Origin of the sequence: Streptomyces sp. NPDC051207, from assembly GCF_040682395.1 — a bacterium.
Lineage (GTDB): Bacteria > Actinomycetota > Actinomycetes > Streptomycetales > Streptomycetaceae > Streptomyces.
On sequence record NZ_JBFBAX010000017.1, the window covers coordinates 121,852 to 148,053 of the forward strand.

A 26,202-nucleotide genomic window follows, 5' to 3' on the forward strand; every position below is an offset into this window, starting at 1 on the left:
TCGGTCGGATGCCCGGGTCCGGGCCGGTCGGAAGTCCGGTGGGACGGTCAGAAGTCGAAGCGGTCGATGTTCTCGGCGTCGAACACGGTCGGCTTGCCGAGGCTGATCACGCCGTCCTTGCCGATGGTGTACTCGCCCATGCCGCCCGCCGTGAAGGTCTCGCCCTCCTTGCCGGTGATCTGCCCGGAGACCAGCGCGACGGCGGTGCGCGCGGCCAGTTCGCCGAGCTTGGCCGGGTCCCACAGCTCGAACGCCTCGACAGTGCCGTTCTTGACGTACTTGCGCATGTCGTTCGGGGTGCCGAGGCCGGTCAGCTTGACCTTGCCCTTGTACTTCGAGCCGGACAGGTACTGGGCGGCGGCCTTGATGCCGACGGTGGTCGGGGAGATGATCCCCTTCAGCTTCGGGTGTTCCTGGAGCAGGCCCTGGGTCTGCTGGAACGACTTCTGGGCGTCGTCGTCGCCGTAGGCCACCTTGACGAGCTTGACGTCCTTGTACTTGGGGTCCTTCAGCTCGTCCTTCATGAACTCGATCCAGGCGTTCTGGTTCGTCGCGGTCTGCGCGGCGGACAGGATCGCGATCTCGCCCCGGAAACCGATCTGCTCGGCGAGCAGCTGCACCTGGGTGCGCCCCAGGTCCTCCGACGAGGCCTGCGACACGAAGGCGTCGCGGCACTCCGGCCTGGTGTCGGAGTCGTAGGTGACGACCTTGATGTCGTTGCTCATCGCCTGCTTCAGCGCGGTGCAGAGGGCGCCGGGGTCCTGCGCGGAGACGGCCATCGCGTCGACCTGCTGCTGGGTGAGCGTGTTGACGTAGGACACCTGGCCGGAGGTGTCGGTGCCGCTGGACGGGCCGACCTCCTTGAAGCCGGAGCCGAGTTCCTTCAGCGCCTTCTCGCCGCCCTTGTCGGCGGTGGTGAAGTACGGGTTGTTGACCTGCTTGGGCAGGAAGCCGACGGTCAGGCCCTTCTTCAGCTCGGCGTTCGGGTCGGCCTTGCCGCCCGAGGCGTTCGCGGCGCCCTCCTTGCCCACGTCCTCCTTGGTGGTGCCGCCGCAGGCGGTCGCGGCGAGGGCGAGGGAGGTGACGGCGGCGAGGGCGGCACAGGTGCGGCGCAGGGGTGCTTTGCGCATGACGGGGTTCCTTTTCGGCGAGGCGGGGTGCGGTGGGGCGGGACGGGGTGGAGGCGCCCGGTCAGGGCGCGGGGCGGGTGTCGGTGTGCGGCTTCGCCGCGTGGGCACAGCGGGACCGCGGCTCGGACCAGCCCCGCTAGGTCGGCCTTTGCGCCCGGGCGACGGCGATCTGCCGTGCGACCCGCGGTCCGAGCACGGACAGCACGAGCAGCACCCCGGTGACGAGGATCTGCGACTGGGCGGAGACGTCCTGGAGGCTCATCACGTTCTGCAGCGCTCCCAGCAGGAACACCCCGGCGACGGCACCGCCGAGCGTGCCCTTGCCCCCGTCGAAGTCGATGCCGCCGAGCAGCACGGCTGCCACGACGGACAGTTCGAGGCCGGTGGCGTTGTCGTAGCGGGCGCTGGCGTAGTGCAGCGCCCAGAAGACGCCCGTGAGGGACGCCATCAGGCCGGTCAGAGTGAACAGCAGCAGCTTCTGCCGCTTGACGCGGATGCCGGCGAACCGCGCCGCCTCCTCGTTCGCGCCGATCGCGAACAGCGACCGCCCGAACGGGGTGGCGTGCAGGGCGACGACGGCGATCGCGAGCAGTACCAGGAAGGGCAGGAAGGCGTACGGGACGAAGGTGTCGCCGAGGCGTCCGGACGCGAACTCCAGGTAGGGGGTGGGGAAGTCGGTGACCGCGTCGGAGCCGAGCACGATCTGCGCGATGCCCCGGTAGGCGGCGAGGGTGCCGATGGTGACGGCGAGGGACGGCAGTCCGAGCCGGGTCACCAGCAGCCCGTTGACCAGGCCGCACACCACACCGAGCAGCAGGCAGACGGGGATGATCGTCTCGATGGCCATGCCCTGGTTCCACAGGGCTCCCATGACGGCGCCCGACAGACCGGCCGTGGACGCCACCGACAGGTCGATCTCCCCGGACACCACGAGCATCGTCATGGGCAGCGCGACGAGCGCGATCGGCAGGGTGTTGCCGATCAGGAACGACAGGTTGAGCGCGTTGCCGAAGCCGTCCACGAAGCCGAAGGAGAACAGCAGGACCACGACGAGCAGGGCGCCGACGGCCCCGTCCCACCTCAGCGAGGCGGACCGGCGGGCGGTGCGCGCGAGGGCGGAGTCAGCCATGGCGGGCGTTCCTCTTCTTCAGGGCGGCGGCCACGCGCACCGCGACGAGCCGGTCGACCGCGATGGCGAGGATGAGCAGGATGCCGTTGATGGCGAGCACCCACACCGAGCTGACGCCGAGTGCGGGCAGCACGCTGTTGACGGACGTGAGCAGCAGCGCGCCGAGCGCGGCGCCGTAGACGCTGCCGGAGCCGCCGGTGAAGACGACACCGCCGACCACGACCGCGCTGACGACGGTGAGTTCGTAGCCGCTGCCAGTGCCGGAGTCGACGTTGCCGAACCGGGCCAGGTACATGGCGCCGGCGAGTCCGGCGAGGGCGCCGCAGAAGGTGTAGGCGGCGAGGATCCGCTTGCGGACGGGGATGCCGGCGAGCCGGGCGGCCTCGGGGTGGGAGCCGAGCGCGTACAGTTCCCGGCCGCCGCCGAAGTGCTTGAGGTAGTAGGCGGTCGCCACCAGCACGGCGAGGGCGATCATCGCCAGCCACGGCACGGCCGAGAGGCCGCCGGAGCCGAAGTCCACGAATCCGCCGGGCAGGTCGGCCGCGGTGATCTGGCGGGAGCCGACCCAGATGGAGTCGATGCCGCGGATGATGTAGAGCGTGCCGAGGGTGACGACGAGCGCGGGCACCTGGCCGAGGCTGACCAGCAGGCCGTTGAGGAGGCCGAAGCCGACGCCCGTGAGGACGGCGAGGGAGACGGCCACGACGGGGTGGCCGCCGCCCTGGAGGTGGGTGCCGGCGGCGAAGGCGCTGATGCCGAGCGTGGAGCCGACCGACAGGTCGACGTTGCGGGTGATGACGACCAGGGACTGGCCGGTGGCGACCAGGACCAGGATCGTGGCGTTGAGCAGCAGGTCCTTGATGCCCTGCTCGGACAGGAACTCGCTGTTGCCCGCCTGGGTGACGGCGATCATGACCAGGAACACGACGCCGATGGCGAGTTCGCGCATCCGGAAGACGCGGTCGGCGAGCCGGGTGCCGCTGGAGCGGCGGACCTTGGCGGCGGGGGCGGGGTTGGGGGCGGTCACGGTCATGCGGCGGCCCTCCCGGTGGCTGCGGCCATCACCGTTTCCTCGGTGGCCGCGGAGCGCGGGATCTCGGCGGTCAGCCGGCCCTCGTGCATGACGAGCACGCGGTCGGCCATGCCGAGGATCTCGGGCAGGTCGGAGGAGATCATCAGGACGGCCACGCCGTCGGCGGCGAGCCCGCTCAGCAGCCGGTGCACCTCGGCCTTGGTGCCGACGTCGATGCCCCGGGTCGGCTCGTCCACGATCAGCACCTTGGGGCGGGTCGCGAGCCACTTGGCGAGGACGACCTTCTGCTGGTTGCCGCCGGACAGCGTGGACACGGCGTCGGCGATCCGGGCGTACTTGACGTGCAGCTTGACGGCCCAGTCGAGGGAGCGGCTGCGTTCGGCGGCGCGGTCCATCAGCCCGGCCCGCACGGTGCTGCGCAGCCCGGTGAGGCCGATGTTGCGCTCGATGGACATGTCCATCACCAGGCCCTGGGCGCGCCGGTCCTCGGGAACCAGGGCGAGCCCGGCGGCCATCGCGCTGGACGGGGCGCCGTTGACCAGGGCCCTGCCGTCCACCAGGACCTCGCCGGCGTCCGGGCGGTCGATGCCGAACACGGCGCGGGCGACCTCGGTGCGGCCGGCGCCGACGAGTCCGGCGAGGCCGACGATCTCGCCGCGCCGCACGTCGAAGGAGACGTCGGTGAACACCCCCTCGCGGGTCAGGCGGCGCACGCTGAGAGCGACTTCGCCGGGGCTGACCTGCTGCTTCGGGTACAGCTCGGCGAGGTCGCGGCCGACCATGCGGCGTACGAGGTCGTCCTCGGTCATGCCGTCGAGGGGTTCGTCGGCGATGAGGGCTCCGTCGCGCAGGGTGGTGACGCGTCCGCAGATGGCGAAGATCTCCTCCAGGCGGTGGGAGATGAACAGCACCGCGGCGCCCTGGTCGCGCAGCGCCCGGACGACGCCGAAGAGGCGGGCCACCTCGCTGCCGGTGAGGGCGGCGGTCGGCTCGTCCATGATCAGGACACGGGCGTCGAAGGAGAGCGCCTTGGCGATCTCCACGATCTGCTGGTCGGCGATGGACAGGCCGCGCGCGGGGCGGTCGGGGTCGAGTTCGACTCCGAGCCGCTTCATCAGGGTGAGGGTGGCCTCGTGGGTGGCCCGGTGGTCGATGCGGCCGAGGGCGCGCCGGGGCCGGCGGCCCATGAAGATGTTCTCGGCGATCGACAGGTCGGGGAAGAGCGTCGGCTCCTGGTAGATGACGGCGATACCGGCGTCGCGTGCGTCGCCGGGGCCGTGGAAGGCGACCGGCTCGCCGTCGAGCAGCACCTGGCCGGTGTCCGGCCTGTGCACCCCGGCGAGGGTCTTGATGAGGGTCGACTTGCCGGCGCCGTTCTCCCCTGCCAGGGCGTGCACCTCCCCGGCGGACAGCTCCAGGGAGACGTCCCGCAGGGCGCGGACCGCGCCGAAGGACTTGGAGACGTCCCTGAGCGCCAGGACCGGGGCCGGACCCGTGTCGGACGGGTGGGTCATGGGGGCTCCTCGACGACGCCGTCCGGGGCTGCCGCCACGGCGTCGTGAAAGGTTTCAACTCGGTTGCCGGGACGTTAGGCAGCAGGGCTGTGCCACGTCAATGGGTGCGTGTCGAAAAACTTTCGATAGCCGAAGGTCTCATCCGGCCACGACGACCGGTCTTGACCAGAAGGCTTGACACCCCCTTGGGCGCCTCATAGTTTCGCTGTCTGAATCGTTTCACTCTTGGTCGCGGCGACCCGTCGTCCCGGCCCGACGTCACAGGAGCCCCGCAGTGACCGAGCTCAGCGCGGTGAAGGCCGCTCTCACAACCCAGGCAGTAGAGACGCCGTCGTGGGCCTACGGGAACTCGGGGACCCGCTTCAAGGTGTTCGCGCAGCAGGGCGTGCCCCGCGACCCCTTCGAAAAGCTGGCGGACGCGGCGAAGGTGCACGAGTTCACGGGTGTCGCCCCGACGGTCGCCCTGCACATCCCGTGGGACAAGGTGGACGACTACGCGGCGCTCGCCAAGTACGCCGAGGAACACGGCCTGAGGCTCGGGGCGATCAACTCCAACACCTTCCAGGACGACGACTACCGGCTGGGCAGCATCTGCCACCCGGACGCGGCGGTGCGCCGCAAGGCCGTACGCCATCTGCTGGAGTGCGTCGACATCATGGACGCGACCGGTTCGAAGGACCTGAAGCTGTGGTTCGCGGACGGAACCAACTACCCCGGCCAGGACGACATCCGCGCCCGGCAGGACCGGCTCGCCGAGGGCCTGGCGGAGGTGTACGAGCGGCTCGGCGACGGGCAGCGGATGCTGCTGGAGTACAAGTTCTTCGAGCCGGCGTTCTACTCCACCGACGTCCCGGACTGGGGCACGGCGTACGCGCACTGCCTGAAGCTGGGGCCGAAGGCACAGGTCGTCGTGGACACCGGGCACCACGCGCCCGGCACGAACATCGAGTTCATCGTGGCCACGCTGCTGCGCGAGGGCAGGCTCGGCGGGTTCGACTTCAACTCGCGCTTCTACGCCGACGACGACCTGATGGTCGGCGCGGCCGACCCGTTCCAGCTGTTCCGGATCATGTACGAGGTGGTGCGCGGCGGCGGGTTCTCGCCGGAGGTCGCGTTCATGCTCGACCAGTGCCACAACATCGAGGCGAAGATCCCGGCGATCATCCGCTCGGTGATGAACGTGCAGGAGGCGACGGCGAAGGCGCTGCTCGTCGACGGCGACGCGCTGGCCGCCGCGCAGGCCTCGGGGGACGTGCTGGAGGCGAACGCGGTCCTGATGGACGCGTACAACACGGACGTCCGTCCGCTGCTGCGCGAGGTGCGCGAGGAGATGGGGCTGGACCCCGAGCCCGTCGCGGCCTACAAGGCGTCCGGGTGGGCCGAGAAGATCGTCGCCGAGCGCGTCGGCGGGCAGCAGGCCGGCTGGGGGGCGTGAGCGTCCGCCCGGTTCTGCCGCGCGGCGGCGCTCCCGCCGCCCGTGGCTGATCACGCACTTCCCCGCGCCCTTCAGCGGCGCTCTCCAGGACCCTCGTCGGAAAAGGACTGAACGCACATGGCACCCCACCCCGAAGCCGCCGCTCTGCTCGCGCGCTCCCATCGGCTCGGCTCCGATCCCCGCAACACCAACTACGCCGGCGGGAACGCCTCCGCCAAGGGCAGCACGACCGATCCCGTCACCGGCGGCGAGGTCGAGCTGATGTGGGTCAAGGGGTCCGGGGGCGACCTCGGGACGCTGACCGAGGCGGGGCTGGCCGTGCTGCGGCTGGACCGGCTGCGGGCGCTCAAGGGCGTGTACCCCGGTGTGGAGCGCGAGGACGAGATGGTCGCCGCGTTCGACTACTGCCTGCACGGCAAGGGCGGTGCGGCGCCGTCCATCGACACCGCCATGCACGGACTGGTCGAGGCGGCGCACGTCGACCACCTGCACCCCGACTCCGGGATCGCGCTGGCCTGCGCGGCCGACGGCGAGAAGCTGACCGCCGAGTGCTTCGGGGACGCGGTGGTGTGGGTGCCGTGGCGGCGGCCCGGCTTCCAGCTGGGCCTGGACATCGCCGCGGTGAAGGAGGCCAACCCGCAGGCCGTCGGCTGCGTCCTGGGCGGGCACGGCATCACCGCCTGGGGCGACACCTCCGAGGAGTGCGAGCGCAACTCGCTGCACATCATCCGCACCGCCGAGCGGTTCCTCGCCGAGCGCGGCAGGCCGGAGCCGTTCGGGCCGGTGATCGAGGGCTACGAGCCGCTGCCCGAGGCCGAGCGCCGGGAGCGGGCCGCGGCGCTGGCGCCGTACGTGCGGGCCGTCGCCTCGCAGGACCGGCCGCAGGTCGGGCACTTCACCGACGCCGAGGTGGTCCTGGACTTCGTGGCGCGCGCCGAGCACCCACGCCTGGCCGCGCTCGGCACGTCCTGCCCGGACCACTTCCTGCGGACCAAGGTGCGCCCGCTGGTGCTGGACCTGCCGCCGACGGCGCCGCTGGACGAGGCCGTCGCCCGCCTGAAGGAGCTGCACGCCGCCTACCGCGAGGAGTACGCCGCCTACTACGAGCGGCACGCCGAGCCGGACTCCCCCGCGATGCGCGGTGCCGACCCGGCGATCGTGCTGGTCCCGGGCGTGGGCATGTTCAGCTTCGGCAAGGACAAGCAGACCGCTCGGGTGGCCGGCGAGTTCTACGTCAACGCGATCAACGTGATGCGGGGCGCCGAGGCGGTGTCCACCTACGCGCCGATCGAGGAGGCGGAGAAGTTCCGCATCGAGTACTGGGCACTGGAGGAGGCCAAGCTGCGGCGGATGCCGCAGCCCAGGCCGCTGGCGACGCGCGTCGCGCTGGTGACCGGCGCGGGCAGCGGGATCGGCAGGGCCGTCGCGCAGCGGCTGGTGGCGGAGGGCGCGTGCGTCGTCGTCGCCGACCTCAACGGCGAGAACGCGGCTGCCGTGGCCGAGGAGCTGGGCGGCCCGGACAAGGCGGTCGCCGTGACCGTGGACGTCACCTCGGAGGAGCAGATCGCCGAGGCGTTCCGGGCGGGCGTGCTGGCGTTCGGCGGTGTGGACCTGGTGGTGAACAACGCCGGCATCTCCATCTCCAAGCCGCTGCTGGAGACCTCGGCGAAGGACTGGGACCTCCAGCACGACATCATGGCGCGCGGCTCCTTCCTCGTCTCGCGCGAGGCCGCGCGGGTGATGATCGCGCAGGGGCTGGGCGGCGACATCGTCTACATCGCCTCCAAGAACGCCGTCTTCGCCGGCCCGAACAACATCGCGTACTCCGCGACCAAGGCCGACCAGGCGCACCAGGTGCGGCTGCTGGCCGCCGAGCTGGGCGAGCACGGCATCCGCGTCAACGGCGTCAACCCGGACGGCGTGGTGCGCGGCTCCGGGATCTTCGCGGGCGGCTGGGGCGCGCAGCGCGCCGCAGTGTACGGGGTGCCGGAGGAGAAGCTGGGCGAGTTCTACGCGCAGCGGACCCTGCTCAAGCGCGAGGTGCTGCCGGAGCACGTGGCGAACGCCGTGTTCGCGCTGACCGGCGGCGAACTGTCGCACACCACCGGCCTGCACGTCCCGGTCGACGCCGGCGTCGCCGCCGCGTTCCTGCGGTGACGGGCGTGAAGTCGTACGCCGCGGTCGACCTCGGCGCGTCCAGCGGGCGTGTCATGGTCGGCCGCGTCGGCCCCGACTCGCTGGAGCTGTCCGAGGCCCACCGCTTCACGAACCGGCCCGTCCGGTTGCCCGAAGGGCTGCGCTGGGACGTCCTCGGGCTGTACGCGGGGGTCCTCGACGGGCTGCGGGCGGCCGGTGCGCTGTGCGGCGGGCGGCTCGACTCGGTCGGCATCGACAGCTGGGCCGTGGACTACGGGCTGCTGGACGCGGACGGGGCGCTGCTCGGCAACCCGGTGCACTACCGCGACGACCGCACCGAGGGCGTCGCGGAGAAGGTGTGGACGACCGTGCCCGCGCGGGAGCTGTACGCGGCGACCGGTCTGCAGTACGCGCCGTTCAACACCCTCTACCAGCTCGTCGCGGCCCGTTCCACCGCTCAGCTCGCGCAGGCGCGGCGGCTGTTGCTGATGCCGGACCTGCTGACGTACTGGCTGACCGGCGAGCAGGGCACCGAGCTGACCAACGCCTCCACGACACAGCTGGTCGACCCGCGCACCCGGGACTGGGCGCGGGACGTCGCCGAGCGGCTCGGGATCGACCTCGGCCTGTTCGCGCCGCTCAGGCAGCCCGGCGATCCGGCGGGCGAGCTGCGGCCGCAGGTGCTGGAGGAGACGGGGCTGACCGGTCCCGTGCCGGTGACGGCGGTCGGCTCGCACGACACGGCGTCGGCGGTGGCCGCCGTGCCGGCCGTGCGCGAGCGGTTCGCGTACATCTGCACGGGCACCTGGTCGCTGGCCGGCCTGGAGCTGGACGCGCCGGTGCTCACGGAGGAGAGCCGGGCCGCCAACTTCACCAACGAACTGGGCCTGGACGGCACGGTCCGTCATCTGCGCAACATCATGGGCCTGTGGCTGCTCCAGGAGTGCGTACGGGCCTGGGGCGATCCGGATCTCGGGGCGCTGCTGCGGGACGCCGCGAAGGTGCCGGCGCTGCGGTCGGTGGTGGACGCGGGCGACGCGGCGTTCCTCGCACCGGGCCGCATGCCGGAGCGGATCGCCCAGGCCTGCCGGGCCTCCGGGCAGCCGGTGCCGCGCTCCCCCGCCGAGGTCACCCGCTGCATCCTCGACTCGCTCGCGCTCGCGCACCGCGGGGCGGTCGAGGACGCGCAGCGGCTCGCCGGGCGGGAGGTCGACGTGGTGCACGTGGTGGGCGGCGGTACGCGCAACGCGCTGCTGTGCCAGCTCACCGCCGACGCCTGCGGGCTGCCCGTGGTGGCGGGCCCGGCGGAGGCCGCCGCGCTGGGCAACGTGCTGGTGCAGGCGCGGGCCGACGGCCTGGTCGGCGACCTGGCCGGGATGCGGGACCTGCTCAGCCGGACCCAGCCGCTCACCCGGTACGAGCCGCGCGGCGGCACCGCGCGGTGGCGGGCCGCGCAGGCCCGGCTCGCCGGGGCGTGACGGGCCCTCCCCGGCGCCCCCGGCCCGGGACTAACCTGCAACACATCCGATGATCAACGACGGAGGAGCCGCGATGCGTGTCGCCCTGTTCCTGACCTGCGTCAACGACACGCTCTATCCGGACACCGGGCGCGCCGTGGTGAAGCTGCTGACCCGGCTGGGCGTCGAGGTCGACTTCCCGATGGCGCAGACCTGCTGCGGTCAGGCCCACTACAACACCGGCTACCGGCACGAGACCGAGCCGATGGCCCGGCACTTCGCCGAGGTGTTCGGCGGCTACGAGGCGATCGTGACGCCGTCCGGCTCCTGCGGGGCGATGGTGCGGGAGCTGTATCCGCGGATGGGTGAGCGGGCCCGGGCCGAGGGCCGCGGGGACGTCCTGGCGGCGACGCTGGCGCCGGTGGTGCCGAAGACGTACGAGCTGACGGAGTTCCTGGTGGACGTGCTGGGAGTGACCGACGTCGGGGCCCACTACCCGCACACGGTGACCTACCACCCGACCTGTCACGGGCTGCGCTCCCTCGGTCTGGGCGAGCGTCCGCGGCGGCTGCTGGAGGCGGTGGAAGGGCTGGAGCTGGTGGAGCTGCCGGGCGCCGAGGAGTGCTGCGGGTTCGGCGGCACCTTCGCCCTGAAGAACGCGGACGTGTCGGCGGCGATGGGCACCGACAAGGTGCGCAACGCCGAGTCGACCGGCGCCGACGTGCTGTGCGCCGCCGACAACTCGTGCCTCATGCACATCGGCGGCACGATGACCCGGCTCGGGACCGGCATGCGGCCGGTGCACCTGGCGGAGATCCTGGCGAGCACCAAGGAGGACCCGGCATGAGCGGAACGTTCGTCGGCATGCCGGCGTTCCCGCAGGCCGCGCACGAGGCCGTCCACGACGCGACGCTCCGCGGCAACCTGCGGCACGCGACGCACACGATCCGCGCCAAGCGGGCGGCGGCGGTCGCGGAACTGTCCGACTGGGCGGCGCTGCGGGAGGCCGGCAAGCAGATCAAGGACCACACGCTCCGTCACCTCGACCACTACCTGGTGCGGCTGGAGGAGGCGGTGACGGCGGCCGGCGGCATCGTCCACTGGGCCGCCGACGCCGACGAGGCCAACCGGATCGTCACCCGCCTCGTCAAGGAGACCGGCGAGTCGGAGGTCGTCAAGGTCAAGTCGATGGCGACGCAGGAGATCGGCCTGAACGAGGCGCTGGAGGCCGAGGGCATCCGCGCCTACGAGACCGACCTCGCCGAGCTGATCGTGCAGCTGGGCAGGGACCGGCCCTCGCACATCCTGGTCCCGGCGATCCACCGCAACCGCGGCGAGATCCGCGACATCTTCCGCACCGAGATGGGCGCGTGGGGCCGCGCCGCCCCCGAGGGCCTGACGGACACGCCCGCCGAACTCGCCGAGGCGGCCCGCCTGCACCTGCGGGAGAAGTTCCTGCGCGCCAAGGTCGGCATCTCCGGCGCCAACTTCATGGTCGCCGAGACCGGCACGCTGGTCGTCGTGGAGTCCGAGGGCAACGGCCGCATGTGCCTGACGCTGCCCGAGACGCTGATCTCCGTCGTCGGCATCGAGAAGACCGTGCCGACCTGGCGGGACCTGGAGGTGTTCCTGCAGACCCTCCCGCGCTCGTCCACGGCCGAGCGCATGAACCCGTACACGTCGACGTGGACCGGCACCACCGACGGGGACGGCCCGCGCGTCTTCCACCTGGTGCTGCTGGACAACGGCCGCACCGACACCCTCGCCGACGAGGTCGGCCGCCAGGCCCTGCGCTGCATCCGCTGCTCGGCCTGCCTCAACGTCTGCCCGGTGTACGAGCGGGCGGGCGGGCACGCCTACGGCTCGGTCTACCCGGGCCCCATCGGCGCGATCCTCAGCCCTCAGCTGCGGGGCACGCAGAGCGAGATCGACGCCTCGCTGCCGTACGCCTCGTCGCTGTGCGGCGCCTGCTACGAGGTGTGCCCGGTCGCCATCGACATCCCCGAGGTGCTGGTGCACCTGCGGGAGCGGATCGCGCAGGGCGGCCCGGTCACGCGCGACGGCAACAGGGTCGTGCTGAAGCCCGCCAAGGGGCACGCGGCGGAGCGGGCCGCGATCAGGGCGGCGCGCTGGACACTCACCCGGCCGGGTGCGTTGCGCGCCGGTCAGCGCCTCGCCTCCCGGGGCCGCCGGCTCGTGCCGCGCACTCTGCCCGGTCCGGGCCGGGCGTGGACCGGCTCACGGGATGTTCCGGCGCTGCCCGCGGAGCCGTTCCGGGACTGGTGGCAGCGGACGGACGGCGGAAAGAAGGACGTGAAGTGAGCAGCAGGGAACGCATCGTGGGCCGGGTGCGGCGCGCGCTCGCGGACGTGCCTGCCGCGGTACCCGAGCGGCGGGATCCCGCGTACGAGCGGGACGTGCACCGCGGTTACCTCCGCGAGCACGGCGAGCGCACGGTGGCGCAGACGGTGGATCTGCTCGCCGGGAACCTGGCGGACTACCGGGCCCTCGTGCACCGCTGCACGGCGGACGGCCTGCCCGCGACGATCGCGGGGCTGCTGGCGGCGCGCGCCGCGAGGACGGTCCTCGTCCCGCCGGGCCTCGACCCGGCGTGGCTGGCGGCGACCGACACCGAGCGGGTCCCGGACCGGGCGGAGAGCACGCCGCGCGAACTGGACGGCGTGGACAGCGTGGTCACCGGGTGCGCGGTGGCGATCGCCGAGACCGGCACCATCGTGCTGGACGGCGGCCCGGACCAGGGCCGCCGCCGCATCACGCTCGTGCCGGACCACCACATCTGCGTGGTGCGCGTCCCCGACCAGGTCGTCCCGGCCGTCCCCCACGCCCTCGAACGCCTCGATCCGGCCCGCCCGCTGACCTGGATCTCGGGACCGTCCGCCACCAGCGACATCGAGCTGGACCGGGTCGAGGGGGTGCACGGCCCGCGCACCCTGGAGGTGGTGCTGGTGAGCGGCCGGACGAGCGCGGACGTCGCTTCGTAGTGCCCCGGCCGCAGCCGGGCAACGGTACGTCGCCGTGCCGTCCGGGAGCCCGGCGGGCACGAAAGACGGCGGATTCCCCGTGACAGAGCAGGTGAACAAGCGCTTGGATGGGCCTCCGGGTATCGCGCCGACCTGGAGGCCCTGGTGCTGTTCACTTCCGTCGACGACGTCTCCGCGCGCCTTTCGGAGACCGGCTATCTGGCGTCGCCCGCCGTCGCCACGACCGTCTTCCTGGCCGACCGTCTCGGCAAGCCCCTGCTGGTGGAGGGCCCCGCCGGGGTCGGCAAGACGGAACTCGCCAAGGCCGTCGCCCAGGTCGCCGGCGCACGCCTGGTACGGCTCCAGTGTTACGAGGGCGTGGACGAGTCCCGCGCGCTCTACGAGTGGAACCACGCCAAGCAGCTGCTGCGCATCAGCGCGGGTCGCGACGAGACGTGGGACGAGGCGCGCACGGACGTCTTCAGCGAGGAGTTCCTGCTCGCCCGTCCCCTGCTGACCGCCATCCGCGGCGACGACCCGAAGGTCCTCCTCATCGACGAGACCGACAAGGCGGACGTCGAGGTCGAGGGCCTGCTGCTGGAGGTGCTCAGCGACTTCCAGGTCACCGTCCCCGAACTCGGCACGATCACCGCGGCGCGCCGGCCGTTCGTCGTGCTGACCTCCAACGCGAGCCGTGAACTGTCGGAGGCGCTGCGCCGCCGCTGCCTGTTCCTCCACATCGGTTTCCCGGACGAGGAGCTGGAGCGCAGCATCGTCCGGCTGAAGGTGCCGGACCTGGACGAGACGCTGGCCGCGTCCGTCGTGCGGGTGATCGGCGCGCTGCGGGCCATGGACCTGCGCAAGGTGCCGTCGGTCGCCGAGACCATCGACTGGGCGCGCACACTGCTCGCCCTCGGCGCCGGCCGGCTCGACGAGTCCGTGGTGCGTGACAGCCTCGGCGTGATCCTCAAGCACCAGGACGACATGGTGAAGGCCGCCGCCGCACTCGACCTGGACGCCGTGTGACCGCGCCGGGCGATGTCGCCGAGCGGCTGACGTCGCTCGTCGGGGCGCTGCGCGCGCACGGCGTGCGCGTCGGCACCGGCGAGACGGTGGACGCGGCGCGCGCGGTGACGGCGCTGGGCCTTTCGGACCGCGAGCTGCTGCGGGAAGGGCTGGCCGCGACGCTGCTGCACGCCCCGGACCAGCGGCGGGTGTTCGACCCGGTCTTCGATCTGTACTTCCCGCGCGGCGTCGGCGGCCCGGACGGCGAACCGGCGGACCGCGAGGACCTGCGCGACCGGCTCGCCGCGGCCCTCGCCGGCGACGACCGGGCGCTGCTGGCGCGGCTGGCCGCCGAGGCGGTCGACGGCTTCGGCGGGTACGGCTCCTCGCCGGGCTCGGACGGCTGGTCGTCGCGGCAGACGCTGGACCGGATCCGTCCGCAGACGCTGCTGGCCCGCGTCCGCGACACGGTCCGGGCGGGCAGCCCCGGCGCCGGGTTCGCCGACCGGCTGCTGGAGGACGAGATCCGGCAGCGCATCGAGGGGTTCCGGCGGATGGTCGGCGCGGAGGCCCGCCGACGGGTCGCGGAACGGCGGGGCCGCGACGAGATCGCCCGGCGCGCGGTCGCGCCGACGCCCGACCGGGTCGACTTCCTTCTCGCCGGGAAGGCCCAGCTGGCCGCATTGCGCAGGACGGTCCGGCCGCTGGCCCGCAAGCTCGCCACCCGGCTCGCGGCACGCCGGCGGCGGGCGTCGCGCGGCTCGATCGACCTGCGGCGCACCCTGCGCGGATCGCTGTCGACGGGCGGCGTGCCGATGCGTCCGGTGCTGCGCAGGCGGCGCCCGGCCCGGCCCGAACTGGTGCTGCTGTGCGACGTGTCCGGCTCGGTGTCCGGCTTCTCCGACTTCACGATGCTGCTGGTGCAGGCGCTGCACGACCAGTTCAGCAAGGTGCGGGTGTTCGCCTTCGTCAACCGGATCGACGAGGTGACCGGTCTCCTCGTGCACGGCGCGGCGGACCCGGAGGGACTCGGCGCCCGCATCCGGGCCGGGGCCACCCTGACGGGCTGGCACGGGAGCAGCGACTACGGCGTGGCCCTGGGCGAGTTCGCCGAGCGGTACGGCGATGCCGTCGGGCCGCGCACCACGGTGTTCGTGCTGGGCGACGCCCGCACCAACCACGGCGACCCGAACCTCCCGGCCGTCCGGCGCATCGCCGAACAGGCCCGCCGCGTCTACTGGCTGAACCCCGAGCCGGTCTCCCTGTGGGGCACGGGCGACTCCGCCGCGCCGGACTACGCCGGGCTGGTGGAGATGCACGAGTGCCGCAATGTGCACCAGCTCGGGGGGTTGGTCTCGCGGTTGCTGCCGGTGTGACGGGGCCGGGACACGTTCAGCCTCCGGCCACGGCCGGGTACGGCCGCGGCGGGCTCGGGTTTGACGGCGGGCTCCCGTCGACAGCGGGCTCCGGTCACCCCCGGTCGTGTTCCGCCGGGTCACTTCGCCTTCGCGTACTCCTGTGCCATGCCGCCCGCGAAGTCGTACACGACCACCTGCTCGTCGCCGACGACCCACGCGTCGTGCCCGGGCGCGCACACGAACACGTCACCGGGGCCCACTTCGCCCTCGACGCCGTCGTCCATGCGGATGTAGAGGCGGCCCTGGACGACGTAGCCGTTGTGGTGGACCTGGCAGCTCTCGGTGCCCGCGATCGGTCCCACGGACTCCGACCAGCGCCAGCCCGGCTCGAAGGTGGCCACCGCGAAGTCGAGCCCCGACATGTGGACGGCCTCCAGGTGGCCGTTGGGGAAGTCCCGCCGCTCGTCCGGCTTGTCGAGCGTCTTCACCTCGAACATGACGCCTCTCCTTTCCGGCCGTGTTCCGTAACGGCCGGGGCCGGTCGCCGTCTGCCTGGAGCGGCCCGGCGGCAGGCCTGCCCCGCCACTTCATCCTCCGCCCGTCAAGCCGGGACCGCCATCCGGGGGACGGGAGCGGGCCCGGACCGACGAGACAGGTCAGCGTCACGCGCCCGGGGCGCAGAGCCGCGCGAAGCGTTCCGCGTCGATGTTGCCACCGGACAGGATCACGCCGATCCGGCGCGGCAGGCTGCCCGCGCGGCGGCTGAGCAGCGCGGCCAGCGGGGTGGCACCACTCGGCTCCAGCACGATCTTCAGGCGTTCGAAGGCGAACCGCATGGCATCGCGGATCTCGTCGTCGGTCACGAGGGCGATGGCGTCGACGAGCCGCCGGTTGAGGGAGAACGTCAGCTCGCCGGGGGTGTGCAGGGCCTGACCGTCGGCGATCGTGTGCGGGACGGGGATGCTGACGCGGTGGCCCGCCTCCAGCGACCGCTTGGTGTCGTCGCCGGCCTCCGGCTCGACGCCGATCACGCGGATGCCGGGGTGCAGCCCTTTCGCCGCCGTGGCGCTCCCGGCGATCAGTCCGCCACCGCCGACCGGCGCGACCAGGGCGTCCAACTCCCCCGCTTCTTCGAGGAGTTCGAACGCGGCCGTGCCCTGTCCGGCGATGACGTGCGGGTGTTCGTAGGGCGGGATGAGGGTCAGGCCGCGTTCGGCGGCGAGCGCCTCGGCGATGGCGACGCGGTCTCCGGTGTAGCGGTCGTAGGTGACGATCTTGGCGCCGTACCCGGCGGTGGCGTCCCGCTTGGACGGCGGGGCGTCGTCGGGCATGACGATGACGGCGGTGCTGCCGAGTTCGCGGGCGGCCAGCGCGACGGCCTGGGCGTGGTTGCCGGACGAGTAGGCGGCGATGCCCCTGGCCAGCTGCCGGTAGGTCAGCCGGGAGGCCGCGTGGTAGGCGCCGCGGAACTTGAACGCGCCCACGCGCTGGAAGTTCTCGCACTTGAGGTGGACTTCGGCGCCCACGAGCGCGTCCAGGGTGCGGGAGCGCAGGACGGGGGTGCGGTGTGCGACGCCCTTGAGCCGTGCGGCGGCGTCACGGACGTCGTCGAGGGTGACGGGCGGGGGCGTGGTCGTCACGCGGGTCCTCCGGCGGTGATGGTGGTGTCGCTTTCCTTGGCGGGATGCTGGGCGGAGTGCTCGGCAGGTCGCTCGGCGGTCTCCGGGCCGGCTTCCCGCTCCGTCGCCCGCGCCCGGGACAGGTAGGTGTAGGCGGAGGCGCGGGAGATGCCGAGCCGGGCGGCGACCTGCTCGACGGAGCGGCGCACGGCGAAGACACCGCGCGCGTCCAGGGAGCGGAACAGCTCCAGGCGCTGTGCCCGGTCGAGCTCCGCCCAGCTCTTGTCCTGGCGTGCCCGGTGGGTGTCCACGACGGCGTCGACCACGGCGTCGATGTCGTTGCCGAAGGTGGTGGTCGGCGGATCGGCGGGGGCGGCGGCGACACCCGCGAGCGCGCCGAGCAGGTCGTGGGCGCGGGTGACGGCACCGATGTCCAGATTGACGCAGAGGGCGCCGAAGGTGGTGCCCGTCGAGTCCCGCAGGAGCATCGTGGACGACTTCACCGGGGTGCCGTCCTGCGTGCGGGTCAGGTGGTTCAGCTCGTCGCCCGCGTCGTCGCCGTGGGCCGCCACCCGCATGCCGATCTCGCTCATCGCGCCGCCCACGGTCCGCCCGGTGACCGAGCCGGCGACGGCGACCACGGACTGCTCGGGCCGGCGGTAGTCGTGCAGGACGACTTCGCAGACGGGGCCGAAGGTCGCCGCGAGCCCGTCCACGACGGGACGCAACGCGGCCAGGATCGCGTCCCGCTCACCGTCCGGAGCCCGTTTCCCGTCCACGTCCGCCCCCCTGTCACCCGCCCCCACGCACTCCAGACTACGCGTCCAGCCCACTGGACGAACAGTCCACCCCGCGCGCCGCGCCGTTGTCGGTCCCCCGCGTTACGGTGCACGAAAACCACCCGATCACCAGGAGGTTCCCATGGCCTCGCGCCTCAACCCGTACCTCACCTTCGACGGCGACGCCCGGCAGGCGATGGAGTTCTACCAGGAGGTCTTCGGCGGCACGCTGGACCTCAACAGGTTCGGGGACTTCGGCCAGGCGGACACGCCCGACGCCGACAAGATCATGCACGCCATGCTGGAGACACCCGCCGGCTTCACGCTGATGGGCTCCGACAACCCACCGGGCATGGAGCTGGTGAAGGGCACCAACCATGCGGTGAGTCTCAGCGGCGAGGACGACGCCGAACTGCGCGGCTACTGGGCGAAGCTGTCCGAGGGCGGCTCGGTGTCCGTGCCGCTGGAGAAGCAGATGTGGGGCGACGTGTTCGGCATGTGCACCGACCGGTTCGGTGTCCCGTGGATGGTCAACATCTCGCAGCCGCAGGGCTGACCCGCCCGGCCCCCGGGGACGGCGAGGGGAGCGCCGCGCGTGGCCCGCGCGGCGCTCCCCGGACGTGCCGTGCGGACTACGGCGTCACACAGCCGACCGTGCCGGCGGGCAGGTTGTTGCCCGTCGAGGTGGCGGTGAAGCCGAAGGTTGTCGTGCCGTCGGCGGCGACGGTCCGGTTGTGATCCGCGTTCCTGACGGTGACCGTGCCGTCCGAGGCGGTGGACAGTGAGCCGTTCCAGACACTGTTGATCTTCGTGCCACTGCCCGGCTTCCACTGCACGGCCCAGCCGTTCAGCGGCTGCGTGCCGTGGTTCATGACCTCGACGGCGCCCTGGAAGCCGCCGCCCCAGGTGTTCACGATCTTGTAGACGGCCATGCAGGACCCGGTGTGCGTCGGGTCCGGGGCGGGCGTCGTCGGGGTCGGGCTCGGCGTGGTGCCGCCGTTGCGGATGCCCGTGACCTCGCCGTTTCCGCCGTCGAAGACGACGTCGGAGCAGGAGAAGAAGTTCTCCTGGCTGTCCGAGCGCACCCACTGGATGAAGATCACGGCGTCCCCGGAGCGGCCCGAGGGCAGCTTCAGGTCCCAGAGGTAGTGGCCGCCGTCGGTGCCGGGCGAGCCCGACTGGGCCGGGTTGGTGACGGTCTGGATGAGCTCCAGGTCGTCCCAGCCCAGCTCGGTGCTCGGCGAGTAGCCCGGCTTGGAGACGTACACCCGGAAGGAACCGGGGTGCGCCGCCCAGTTGCTGTACTTCACCTTCATGGTCGCGCCGGACGTCAGATGGGTCCGCGGCCAGTCGGAGCGGGCCATGTTGTAGGCACGGAAGTCGTACGGCGACCGGTCACCGGCGCTGCACAGCTTGCCGTCCGGCACATAACCGGCACCGCGTCCGCCCGCGTTGGAGTCCAGGACGGCGAACCAGTTGTAGAGCGCCGTGGCGCCGCTCTGGTTGACGGCGTCCCGGCACGCCGGGTTGGTCGGGTTCACGGCGCCGGTGCTGGTGATGGCGTCCAACTGGCACAGGTAGGTGCGCGAGCCGGGCATCATCGCCACCCCGTGCGCCTCGGCCTTGCCCTGGCCGAGCAGGGTCAGTCCGACCGCGCCGAGCAGTGTGGCCAGCACCGCCGCCAAGGAGATGAGCTTCGTGCGTAGTGACATGGGCTCTCCTGTCCCGAATGGATCAGTTCTGCGGTTCCGTGGTGCGCGTGCCCTCCCGTCCCGCGGCCGGTGGCCGCGGGCGAAGGCGTTGGAGCCCCCGCCCGTCCGGGGCGGCTCCCACCGGACGGACGGGGGTGTATGGGGGGTGTGGGCGGACGGATGCCGGTGGCCCGGTCAGGAGCCGGTGCAGCCCGGGGCCGGTGTGCCTGCGGTGCCGTTCGCGGTGAAGCCGAACGATGTGACGGCGCCCGGCGCGAGCGAGCCGTTGAAGGAGGTGTTGCGGACGGTGGCGCGGCCCTGCGACACGGTCAGGGAGCCGTTCCAGAGGTTGGTGATCGTGGCGCCGCCCAGGTCCCAGCCGACGGACCAGCCGGTGAGCGGGCCGGTGCCGGTGTTCTTGACGGTCACCTCGGCCTGGAACCCGCCGGACCAGGACGAGGTGGTCTTGAACTGGGCGGTGCAGGCCTTCTCGCCCGGCGTGGGACCGGGGTCCGGGTCCGGGTCGGGCTGCGCTCCGTAGGTCAGGCCGTGGCCGAACGGGAACAGCGGGGTCTTGCCGTCGCCGTCGTTGATGGGCTGCTGGGAGGCGCTGCGCATCCACGTCACCGGCAGCTTGCCGGTCGGGGCGTAATCGCCGAACAGCACGTCGGACACGCCGTTGCCCTCGGTGCCCGGCAGCCAGGCCGCCAGCAGGGCCTTCCAGTCGGGCAGCTGGGCGGCGATGTCCAGCGGGCGGCCGGACACCAGGACCACGACGACGGGCACGCCGCTCGCCTTCAGCTTGGCCAGCGTCGCCAGGTCCTCCTGGTCGAGGCCCATGCTGCCGGGGCGGTCGCCGCGCATCTCGGCGTACGGTGTCTCGCCGACGACGGCCACGGCGGCGGTGTAGCTGCCGTCGATGCCGTTGCCGTACCGGTCGTAGGTGACGCGGGAGGGGTCGGTGACGGTGGAGCGGATGCCCCGCAGGACGGTGGTGCCCTCGGTGACGGGCCCGCTGCGGCCCTGCCAGCCCAGCGTCCAGCCGCCGCTCTGGTTGCCGATGTCGTCGGCCGACTTGCCGGCGACGAACAGCTTCGCGTTCTTCGCCAGCGGCAGGATGCCGCCGTCGTTCTTCAGCAGCACCTGCGAGGCGCGCACGGCCTGCCGGGCGAGCGCCCGGTGCTCGGCGGAGCCGACCGTGGAGGTGTACGAGCGGTCCGTCAACGGCCGTTCGAACAGGCCGAGCTGGAACTTCTTGGTGAGGATGCGCCGGTTGGCGTCGTCGACGCGCGCGGTGCTGATCCGGCCCGCGTCCACCTCGCCGCGCAGCAGGGAGAGGAACTTCTTGTAGTCGTGCGGGACCATCACCATGTCGACGCCCGCGTTGACGGCGGTCCTGATCTCGGCGCCGGTGAAGCCGCTCTGCCCGTCGAGCTGGTCGACGGCCGCCCAGTCGGACACCACGAACCCGGAGAAGCCCAGCTCCCCCTTGAGCACGTCGGTGACCAGGTACTTGTGGGCGTGCGAGCGCACACCGTTCCAGCTGCTGTAGGAGAGCATCACCGAGCCGGCGCCCCGCCGCACGGCCTCCCGGAAGGGCGGCAGGTGGATCGCGCGCAGGTCCGCCTCGGACAGTTCGGTGTTGCCCTGGTCCACTCCCCCGGTGGTGCCGCCGTCGCCGAGGTAGTGCTTGGCGGTGGTGAGCACGGAGGCGGGGTCGGCGCCCAGGGTCGCGCCCTGCATGCCGGTGACGAACGTGGTCATCGAGGTGGGCAGTTCGGGCTTCTCGCCGAACGACTCGTAGGTGCGGCCCCACCGGTCGTTGCGCGCCACGCACAGGCAGGGCGCGAAGTCCCAGTCGATGCCGGTGCCGGCGATCTCCTCGGCGACCGCGCGCCCGATGCGCTGGACGAGCGCCGGGTCGCGGGTGGCGCCGAGGCCGATGTTGTGCGGGAAGAGCGTGGCGCCGCGTACCGCGTTGTGGCCGTGCACGGCGTCGATGCCGTAGATCATGGGGATGCCCAGCGGGGTGCCGAGCGCGGTCCGCTGGAGCGAGTCGTAGGTGTCGGCCCAGGTCTGCGCGTTGTTCGGGCTGACCGTCGAGTCACCGCCGGACAGCACCGAGCCGATGCGGTAGGTGGCGAGGTCGGACTGCGGGACCAGCGCGTCCTTCTCGATCTGCGTCATCTGGCCGAGCTTGTCGTCCAGCGTCATGCGGCCCAACAGGTCGTTGACGCGGTCGGCCACCGGCAGGGACGCGTTCTGGTAGGGGTGGACGGCGGCACGTTCGGCGGACGGCGCGGCGGCGGTCAGCCCGGTCAGGGCGAGGGCCGCGGCGCACAGCGCGGCCACGGCGGCCGGGCGGCGGACGGACGGCGTGAGACTCATGGGGAACGGCCTTTCCGAGGCGGTCCACGTCGGTGGTACTCCGGGACCCGCTCTGTCGGCGCGAGGGGAAGAGAGCGGGTCCCGAAGCGGTGGGGAGGCGGCGGGTGACGGTCCCGCCGCCTGGGTCACACGCTGGTGCAGGCGGTGCCGTTGAGGCTGAAGCCGCTCGGCTTCGCGAAGGTGCCGCTGTACGTGCCCTGGAAGCCGAACGTCTGGGTGCCGCCTGCGGCGATCCGGGCGGTGTGGGACACCGGGGTCGCCGTGACCGCACCCGAGGACGGCGTCACGGTGGCATTCCAGGCGCTGGTGACGCGCTGACCCGAGGGCAGCGTGAAGGCGAGCTTCCAGCCGTCGATCGGCGCCGTGCCGTTGTTCTTGACGGTGACGTTGGCCGTGTAGCCGCCCGACCAGACGTTCGTCGCGTAGCCCACCTCACAGGCCGCCGGGGTGCCGGGGCCGCCCGGGCCGGTCCCGCCGGTGTTGACGGTGGACGAGAAGGAGTTCACGGCGAGGCCCGCGCCGCCCTGCCAGGGCTCGAAGCCGGCCTGGACGCTCGTCAGGTACCAGTTGTTCTGGGCCATGCCCCGGGCGACGGTCGCGTTGATGAAGTCCTTCACGTCGAAGCTCCAGCTGGTGATGGCCGAGGGAGCGACGAAGGACAGCACGTCGTTGGAGCCGTTGCTGCCCGACCACACCTGCCAGGTGCGTCCGCCGACGGTGGCGGTGCCGACCTGCGAACCGATGGGCTGGATCGGGCCGACCCTGTTGAACCAGATCATGATCTCGGTCCGGTTCACGCCGTCGGTCTTGGGCGTCGGGTCCAGCCAGATGTCGTACGAGGCGTTGTAGACGGCGTTGCTGACGTAGCCGTAGGAGATGCTGGAGGGTGCGCTGGAGATGCTGCTGATCTGCACGGGGAGGTTGGTCCCCGGCGAGCAGTTGGTGTAGTGGCAGCCGTTGAAGATCGACGGGTACGACTTCGGGGCGCCGTTGGTGGGCACCGAGCCGTCGGCCTGCGTGAGTCGGAAGCCGGTGTCGGTCGCGGTGACGCACTGGGTCTCGCTGGTGCCCCAGCGGTTGTTCTGGACGACGTAGCGTCCCTGGATGGTGGTCGATCCGAACTGCTCGCAGATGGTGGTGTCCGCCTGGGCGGGCGCCGTCGCGGTCACCAGGGCCGCGACGGAGGCGAGAGCGGTGAGGATCGTGGCCAGCAGTCCGCGCAGGGCGCGGGTCTGACGCGGTAACGGTCGCATGCGGGGGACCTCTCCGGGAGGTTGCGGGTGGCACACCGGGTGGCAGCGCTCCCATCTCCCCACTGATGGGAGCGCTCCCATTTCCCGGCTCGGACGGGACTGTAGAAGGCGCCCATGTCCCTGACAACCCCATGCGCACCAATTGCATCGAACCAATTTCGAAGCCGCAGGTCACCGGGGGTGATCCACAACGCACTCGGCGTGATTGGGAGCGCTCCCGAAAGATTCGGTCACGCCGAGGCGCGGCGCACCAGCTCCGTGCGGAGGATGACGTGCCGCCAGGCGACCGCCGAATCCTCCATCTCCTCCAGCAGCAGCCGCACCATCGTCCGGCCGATCTCCTCCACCGGCTGACGGACCGTCGTCAGCTGCGGCTCGGTGTGCTCGGCCAGCTCGAAGTCGTCGAAGCCGATCACCGCGACGTCCTGGGGCACCCGGCGTCCGGCCGCGCGCAGCGCGCTGAGCGCGCCCGCGGCCATGGTGTCCGACGCGGCGAGCACGGCGTCGATCTTGGGGTCGCGCGCGATGAGTTCGGCGGTCGCCAGGCGCCCGCTGCGCTCGGTGAAGTCGCCCTCCACGATCCGGGACGGCCTGATCTCCACGCCCGCGCGCTCCAGGGCCTCGCGGTAGCCGCGCAGCCTGCACTGGGCGACGTACATGTCGAGCGGCCCGGTGACGGTCCCGATGGCCTTGCGCCCGGTGCTCAGCAGGTGGGTGACCGCGCTGCGGGCCCCGCCGGCGTTGTCCGCGTCGACGTAGGTCACGCTCTCGTCGCCCGAGCGCCGGCCGAGCATGACGGTGGGCAGGCCGGCCTCGGCGAGCATGTCGGGCAGCTGGTCCTTGGCGTGCACGGACATCAGCAGCACGCCGTCGACCCGGCCGCCGCGCGCGTACTCCACGAACCGCTGCCGTTCGATGTCCGTACGGACCAGGGTGAGCAGCAGTTGCACGCCCGTGTCGGTCAGCGCGTCGCCGACCGCGCCGACGACCGCCGAGAAGAACGGCTCGCCGAACTGCCGCCAGTCCGGCTCCGTCATCACCAGCGCGACGGCGTCCGCACGCCGCCCGGCCAGGGAGCGGGCGGCGAGGTTGGGCACGTAGCCCAGTTCCGCGATGGCGCGCTCCACGGCGCGGCGCGTCGTGTCGCGCACTCCGGCCGCGTTGTTGATGACGCGGGAGACGGTCCCCCGGCCGACTCCCGCGAGAGCGGCCACCTCCTCCAGCGTCGGTGTGCCCGGGCGCTGTCTGCTGCCCATGTCGACCTCCCCCACGAGATCACCCGATAGTAAGGGCAGGGCTCGCCGCTATCGACAGGTCTCGGACTGGTCTCTACCTGGCGGGCCCCCGGCACAGGGCTTTTGGCGGTCGCCGGGCGGGTCGTGGCGCGATTACGCCCGTGGGGTGAGCACCTCCTGGAGCAACGGTCCGTAGCGGCACACGAGTTCCCTCCGGTCGGCACGCAGCAGCGCCTCGTCGCCGGCCAGCCACAGCGCGTAGAGCAGCCCGGCGGCCATCGCGCCGGCGAGCCGGGAGCGGACGTCGGCGTCGGGTCCGGACAGCCGGGCGCGCAACGGCCGTACGAATGTGGTCTCGTGGCCGGCTTTGAGGCGCTCGGCGATCTGCGGCTCGCCGCTGCCGCGCACGAGGGCGAGGAAGATGTCGCGGGCGGAGCCGTCGAGGTCGACCAGCAGTTCCACGAGCTTCTCCCCGAGGTGCTCCAGCGGTACGTCGAGGAGGGGCTCGTCGTCGATGGTCAGGTGCATCGTCTCCAGGAACAGCAGTTCCTTGCTGCGGAAGTGGCGGATCACCAGCGCCGGGTCCGCCCCGGCGGCTGCCGCGATCTGGCGGACGGTGGTCCTGGCGAACCCCTGTTCCCGGAAGAGCCGGGTCGCTGCTGCGCGGATGGCTTCACGGGTGGTGGCACCGGTTCCGGTCTGCGGCATGCCGCCAGGATAGGAGCCGGGACGGCGCGTGCGGCCGGTGGGCCGAGGGGGGATCGCGTGTGGGGCCGGGGCGCCGGCGGCTCCGGGCGTGTGGAAATCAAGAAGATTGGTCAACATAGTTGACTCCGGGGCGGGACGGCCGCACATTACCTATCGGTAGAACCAAGCGGTAACCCCGCGTGCGGTTCGCCGGAGCCGCCCGTTCTGCGCTGTCCGAGCCCACGGCTCGACCGCCCGAGCCGACCCTTCCGACCGCTTGAGCCGCCCGTTTCCCGCACCCGGCGCACCGGGCCGGGGCACCGCCGTGCCCGCTCACGCTGCGCCGCGGCCGACAACAGAGAGCAGACGCCGATGCCCGCACTCCGCCATGTCATGACCGCGACAACAACGGCGGTGGCCTCCGTGGCCGCCCTCGCGCTCGCCGGACCCGCCGCGCACGCCACCACGACCCTCGACTACGTCGCCCTCGGCGACAGCTACAGCGCGGGCTCGGGCGTCCTGCCCGTCGACCTGACCTCGCCGCTGTGCCTGCGCTCGAAGGCGAACTACCCCAAGGTCGTCGCCTCGCGCACCGGCGCCCGGCTCACCGACGTCACCTGCGGTGCCGCGCAGACCAAGGACTTCACCGAGGCGCAGTACCCGGGCGTGCCGCCGCAGATCGAGGCGCTCCGCCAGGACACCGACCTGGTGACGCTCACGATCGGCGGCAACGACAACAACACCTTCATCGGCGCCATGCTCGCCTGCGGCACCGCCGGGCTCCTCACCGCGGGCCACGGCAGCCCGTGCAAGGACCGGTACGGCAGCTCCTTCGACGACAAGATCGACTCCAGTACGTATCCGGCGCTGAAGGCCGCCCTGGAGAAGGTCCGGGCGAAGTCGCCCAACGCCCGCGTGGCCGTGCTGGGTTATCCGTGGATCATGCCGGCCGCCGCCGACCCGTCCTGCTTCGCGAAGATGCCGATCGCCTCCGGGGACGTGCCGTACGTGCGGGCGATCCAGGCGCACCTCAACGCCGTGGTCGAACGCGCCGCCACCGAGACCGGCGCCACCTACGTGGACTTCTCCCGTACGTCGGACGGCCACGACGCGTGCAAGCCGAGCGGCACCCGGTGGATCGAGCCGCTGCTGTTCGGGCGGAACGTCGTGCCGGTCCACCCCAACGCGCTCGGTGAGGCGCGGATGGCCGAGCAGACGATGGACACGCTCGGCCTGGGCTGATCCGGTACCGGTCCGGACACCGGGCCGGAAGAGGAGCGCGGGGGGGGGGGGGGGGGGGGCCGGCCCGCGCGGGGGCGGGGGGGGGGGCGGGGGCGGCCCCCGCCGGCGGGCGCGCGCGGGAGGGGGGCGC

General features: G+C 72.3%; 22 protein-coding genes. 10 read left to right on the forward strand and 12 right to left on the reverse strand.

Annotated features, from left to right (window positions below):
• Window positions 1-47: 47 nt before the first annotated feature.
• The 4 genes from rhaS to AB0M97_RS18645 form a co-directional block, all read right to left on the reverse strand.
• Window positions 48-1,130 carry a rhamnose ABC transporter substrate-binding protein gene (gene rhaS, locus AB0M97_RS18630; protein WP_365961959.1) on the reverse strand — a complete coding sequence of 361 codons (1,083 nt, stop codon included), beginning with the start codon at window positions 1,128-1,130 and terminating at the stop codon, window positions 48-50.
• A gap of 136 nt (window positions 1,131-1,266) precedes the next feature.
• Window positions 1,267-2,259 carry an ABC transporter permease gene (locus AB0M97_RS18635; RefSeq protein WP_365961960.1) on the reverse strand — a complete coding sequence of 331 codons (993 nt, stop codon included), beginning with the start codon at window positions 2,257-2,259 and terminating at the stop codon, window positions 1,267-1,269.
• Window positions 2,252-3,292 (reverse strand): ABC transporter permease, encoded by a 1,041-nt coding sequence (locus AB0M97_RS18640; RefSeq protein WP_365961961.1) that lies wholly within the window; start codon window positions 3,290-3,292, stop codon window positions 2,252-2,254. The genes AB0M97_RS18635 and AB0M97_RS18640 overlap by 8 nt, the downstream gene beginning before the upstream one ends.
• Window positions 3,289-4,806, reverse strand: a complete 1,518-nt coding sequence (locus AB0M97_RS18645) for a sugar ABC transporter ATP-binding protein (RefSeq protein ID WP_365961962.1) — start codon at window positions 4,804-4,806, stop codon at window positions 3,289-3,291. The genes AB0M97_RS18640 and AB0M97_RS18645 overlap by 4 nt, the downstream gene beginning before the upstream one ends.
• Window positions 4,807-5,080: 274 nt before the next feature.
• Here AB0M97_RS18645 and rhaI point away from each other — a divergent pair, with 274 nt between their 5' ends.
• The 8 genes from rhaI to AB0M97_RS18685 all read left to right on the forward strand — a co-directional run bounded on the left by rhaI (window position 5,081) and on the right by AB0M97_RS18685 (window position 15,196).
• Complete coding sequence (rhaI, locus tag AB0M97_RS18650; protein ID WP_365961963.1) at window positions 5,081-6,241, forward strand: L-rhamnose isomerase; 1,161 nt, start codon at window positions 5,081-5,083, stop codon at window positions 6,239-6,241.
• A gap of 117 nt (window positions 6,242-6,358) precedes the next feature.
• Window positions 6,359-8,398 carry a bifunctional aldolase/short-chain dehydrogenase gene (locus AB0M97_RS18655; RefSeq protein ID WP_365961964.1) on the forward strand — a complete coding sequence of 680 codons (2,040 nt, stop codon included), beginning with the start codon at window positions 6,359-6,361 and terminating at the stop codon, window positions 8,396-8,398.
• A gap of 53 nt (window positions 8,399-8,451) precedes the next feature.
• A complete protein-coding gene (locus AB0M97_RS18660; protein WP_365961987.1) occupies window positions 8,452-9,855 on the forward strand; it encodes a rhamnulokinase family protein in 1,404 nt (467 codons plus the stop codon).
• 73 nt (window positions 9,856-9,928) lie between these two features.
• Entirely contained in the window at window positions 9,929-10,681 is a 753-nt protein-coding gene (locus AB0M97_RS18665) for a (Fe-S)-binding protein (protein WP_365961965.1), read from the forward strand.
• A complete protein-coding gene (locus AB0M97_RS18670; RefSeq protein WP_365961966.1) occupies window positions 10,678-12,156 on the forward strand; it encodes a lactate utilization protein B in 1,479 nt (492 codons plus the stop codon). The genes AB0M97_RS18665 and AB0M97_RS18670 overlap by 4 nt, the downstream gene beginning before the upstream one ends.
• Window positions 12,153-12,836 carry an LUD domain-containing protein gene (locus AB0M97_RS18675; protein WP_365961967.1) on the forward strand — a complete coding sequence of 228 codons (684 nt, stop codon included), beginning with the start codon at window positions 12,153-12,155 and terminating at the stop codon, window positions 12,834-12,836. Before AB0M97_RS18670 ends, AB0M97_RS18675 begins: the two co-directional genes overlap by 4 nt.
• A gap of 147 nt (window positions 12,837-12,983) precedes the next feature.
• Window positions 12,984-13,841 carry a MoxR family ATPase gene (locus AB0M97_RS18680; RefSeq protein WP_365961988.1) on the forward strand — a complete coding sequence of 286 codons (858 nt, stop codon included), beginning with the start codon at window positions 12,984-12,986 and terminating at the stop codon, window positions 13,839-13,841.
• Entirely contained in the window at window positions 13,838-15,196 is a 1,359-nt protein-coding gene (locus AB0M97_RS18685) for a VWA domain-containing protein (protein WP_365961968.1), read from the forward strand. The genes AB0M97_RS18680 and AB0M97_RS18685 overlap by 4 nt, the downstream gene beginning before the upstream one ends.
• Before the next feature lie 119 nt (window positions 15,197-15,315).
• On the opposite strand, the gene AB0M97_RS18690 is transcribed toward AB0M97_RS18685, so the two are convergent.
• The 3 genes from AB0M97_RS18690 to AB0M97_RS18700 all read right to left on the reverse strand — a co-directional run bounded on the left by AB0M97_RS18690 (window position 15,316) and on the right by AB0M97_RS18700 (window position 17,576).
• Window positions 15,316-15,675, reverse strand: a complete 360-nt coding sequence (locus AB0M97_RS18690) for a cupin domain-containing protein (RefSeq protein ID WP_365961969.1) — start codon at window positions 15,673-15,675, stop codon at window positions 15,316-15,318.
• 165 nt (window positions 15,676-15,840) lie between these two features.
• The gene (locus AB0M97_RS18695) at window positions 15,841-16,818 is read right to left on the reverse strand and encodes a pyridoxal-phosphate dependent enzyme (protein ID WP_365961970.1); all 978 of its coding nucleotides are present in this window, start codon (window positions 16,816-16,818) and stop codon (window positions 15,841-15,843) included.
• Window positions 16,815-17,576: a PAS domain-containing protein gene (locus tag AB0M97_RS18700; RefSeq protein ID WP_365961971.1), complete on the reverse strand. Its 762-nt coding sequence runs from the start codon at window positions 17,574-17,576 to the stop codon at window positions 16,815-16,817. Before AB0M97_RS18700 ends, AB0M97_RS18695 begins: the two co-directional genes overlap by 4 nt.
• A 142-nt stretch (window positions 17,577-17,718) precedes the next feature.
• Between AB0M97_RS18700 and AB0M97_RS18705 the strand changes: the two genes are divergently transcribed.
• Window positions 17,719-18,132, forward strand: coding sequence for a VOC family protein (locus AB0M97_RS18705; RefSeq protein WP_365961972.1), 414 nt, complete (start codon window positions 17,719-17,721; stop codon window positions 18,130-18,132).
• A 76-nt stretch (window positions 18,133-18,208) separates the two neighbouring features.
• Here AB0M97_RS18705 and AB0M97_RS18710 read toward each other — a convergent pair whose 3' ends face one another.
• The 5 genes from AB0M97_RS18710 to AB0M97_RS18730 form a co-directional block, all read right to left on the reverse strand.
• Window positions 18,209-19,288, reverse strand: coding sequence for a lytic polysaccharide monooxygenase (locus AB0M97_RS18710; RefSeq protein ID WP_365961973.1), 1,080 nt, complete (start codon window positions 19,286-19,288; stop codon window positions 18,209-18,211).
• A 174-nt stretch (window positions 19,289-19,462) separates the two neighbouring features.
• A complete protein-coding gene (locus tag AB0M97_RS18715; RefSeq protein WP_365961974.1) occupies window positions 19,463-21,655 on the reverse strand; it encodes a glycoside hydrolase family 3 N-terminal domain-containing protein in 2,193 nt (730 codons plus the stop codon).
• A 125-nt stretch (window positions 21,656-21,780) separates the two neighbouring features.
• Window positions 21,781-22,908 carry a cellulose binding domain-containing protein gene (locus tag AB0M97_RS18720; protein ID WP_365961975.1) on the reverse strand — a complete coding sequence of 376 codons (1,128 nt, stop codon included), beginning with the start codon at window positions 22,906-22,908 and terminating at the stop codon, window positions 21,781-21,783.
• 230 nt (window positions 22,909-23,138) lie between these two features.
• The gene (locus AB0M97_RS18725; protein ID WP_365961976.1) at window positions 23,139-24,164 is read right to left on the reverse strand and encodes a LacI family DNA-binding transcriptional regulator; all 1,026 of its coding nucleotides are present in this window, start codon (window positions 24,162-24,164) and stop codon (window positions 23,139-23,141) included.
• A gap of 132 nt (window positions 24,165-24,296) precedes the next feature.
• Window positions 24,297-24,851, reverse strand: a complete 555-nt coding sequence (locus tag AB0M97_RS18730) for a TetR family transcriptional regulator (protein WP_365961977.1) — start codon at window positions 24,849-24,851, stop codon at window positions 24,297-24,299.
• Between the two features lie 372 nt (window positions 24,852-25,223).
• Here AB0M97_RS18730 and AB0M97_RS18735 point away from each other — a divergent pair, with 372 nt between their 5' ends.
• A complete protein-coding gene (locus tag AB0M97_RS18735) occupies window positions 25,224-26,072 on the forward strand; it encodes an SGNH/GDSL hydrolase family protein (protein WP_365961978.1) in 849 nt (282 codons plus the stop codon).
• Window positions 26,073-26,202 lie beyond the last annotated feature (130 nt).

What these genes read in the sequence shown, in the direction of transcription:
- rhaS (WP_365961959.1), bottom strand. Translation starts at nt 1,130, where the DNA reads ATGCGCAAAGCACCCCTGCGCCGCACCTGTGCCGCCCTCGCCGCCGTC.
- AB0M97_RS18635 (WP_365961960.1), bottom strand. Translation starts at nt 2,259, where the DNA reads ATGGCTGACTCCGCCCTCGCGCGCACCGCCCGCCGGTCCGCCTCGCTG.
- AB0M97_RS18640 (WP_365961961.1), bottom strand. Translation starts at nt 3,292, where the DNA reads ATGACCGTGACCGCCCCCAACCCCGCCCCCGCCGCCAAGGTCCGCCGC.
- AB0M97_RS18645 (WP_365961962.1), bottom strand. Translation starts at nt 4,806, where the DNA reads ATGACCCACCCGTCCGACACGGGTCCGGCCCCGGTCCTGGCGCTCAGG.
- AB0M97_RS18655 (WP_365961964.1), top strand. Translation starts at nt 6,359, where the DNA reads ATGGCACCCCACCCCGAAGCCGCCGCTCTGCTCGCGCGCTCCCATCGG.
- AB0M97_RS18660 (WP_365961987.1), top strand. Translation starts at nt 8,452, where the DNA reads ATGGTCGGCCGCGTCGGCCCCGACTCGCTGGAGCTGTCCGAGGCCCAC.
- AB0M97_RS18665 (WP_365961965.1), top strand. Translation starts at nt 9,929, where the DNA reads ATGCGTGTCGCCCTGTTCCTGACCTGCGTCAACGACACGCTCTATCCG.
- AB0M97_RS18670 (WP_365961966.1), top strand. Translation starts at nt 10,678, where the DNA reads ATGAGCGGAACGTTCGTCGGCATGCCGGCGTTCCCGCAGGCCGCGCAC.
- AB0M97_RS18690 (WP_365961969.1), bottom strand. Translation starts at nt 15,675, where the DNA reads ATGTTCGAGGTGAAGACGCTCGACAAGCCGGACGAGCGGCGGGACTTC.
- AB0M97_RS18705 (WP_365961972.1), top strand. Translation starts at nt 17,719, where the DNA reads ATGGCCTCGCGCCTCAACCCGTACCTCACCTTCGACGGCGACGCCCGG.
- AB0M97_RS18710 (WP_365961973.1), bottom strand. Translation starts at nt 19,288, where the DNA reads ATGTCACTACGCACGAAGCTCATCTCCTTGGCGGCGGTGCTGGCCACA.
- AB0M97_RS18715 (WP_365961974.1), bottom strand. Translation starts at nt 21,655, where the DNA reads ATGAGTCTCACGCCGTCCGTCCGCCGCCCGGCCGCCGTGGCCGCGCTG.
- AB0M97_RS18720 (WP_365961975.1), bottom strand. Translation starts at nt 22,908, where the DNA reads ATGCGACCGTTACCGCGTCAGACCCGCGCCCTGCGCGGACTGCTGGCC.
- AB0M97_RS18725 (WP_365961976.1), bottom strand. Translation starts at nt 24,164, where the DNA reads ATGGGCAGCAGACAGCGCCCGGGCACACCGACGCTGGAGGAGGTGGCC.
- AB0M97_RS18730 (WP_365961977.1), bottom strand. Translation starts at nt 24,851, where the DNA reads ATGCCGCAGACCGGAACCGGTGCCACCACCCGTGAAGCCATCCGCGCA.
- AB0M97_RS18735 (WP_365961978.1), top strand. Translation starts at nt 25,224, where the DNA reads ATGACCGCGACAACAACGGCGGTGGCCTCCGTGGCCGCCCTCGCGCTC.